1 protein-coding gene is annotated in these 663 nt (G+C 26.1%); it reads left to right on the forward strand.

Annotated features, from left to right (window positions below; genetic code table 11):
- The coding region (locus MBCUT_RS01745; RefSeq protein WP_211263756.1) for a winged helix-turn-helix domain-containing protein at positions 1-276 on the forward strand (276 nt) is incomplete at its 5' end.
- Positions 277-663: the final 387 nt, after the last annotated feature.

Below are 663 nucleotides of genomic sequence, written 5' to 3' on the forward strand. Positions count from 1 at the left end.
GGAGGATATGAAAATTTATATCCAAAATACAAGAATGGTGGGATAAAAGCTAAATTAACTGAAGAAGAGTTTAAAAAACTAGATGAAATAATGATTAATGAAAGTTTCTTGAGCACTCGTAAAATTCATGAAATTATTAAAAAAGAATTCAATATTGATTATTCAATGAGTAGAATACCTGCAATCGTGAAAAAACTAGGATATTCTTATAAAAAAGGATATATAATCTATTCTAAAATGCCTGAAGATGCAGAGATTATTTTAAAAAAAAACTAAGAAAATATGATTTAGACAACTGCATAATAGGTATTTTAGATCAAGTAGCATGTCAAAATCTTTCCAATTCTCCCAGAACGATTTGTAAAACAAAAGAAAAAAATATTCTTAATCAGAACCCTATGAGGTTTTCAAGAACCGGAATAGGAGTTCAAATGATAAATGGAAAATCTTACATAAGTTTCCCACCTAACTCTCGAAAAAAAAGAAATGATAAAATTTTTCATGGAACTCTTTCAAATAAATTCCACAAACAACTTCTTAAAAAACAAATTAGACGAAATACTAACACATGAACAATTAAAAATCACCACAATCATTGAAAAATTAGAAAACAACAAATCCACTAATCAAAACCATAATGAATATTATCTTAAATCATGTTTT

Origin of the sequence: Methanobrevibacter cuticularis (assembly GCF_001639285.1) — an archaeon.
GTDB classification, from domain to species: Archaea; Methanobacteriota; Methanobacteria; order Methanobacteriales; family Methanobacteriaceae; genus Methanobaculum; species Methanobaculum cuticulare.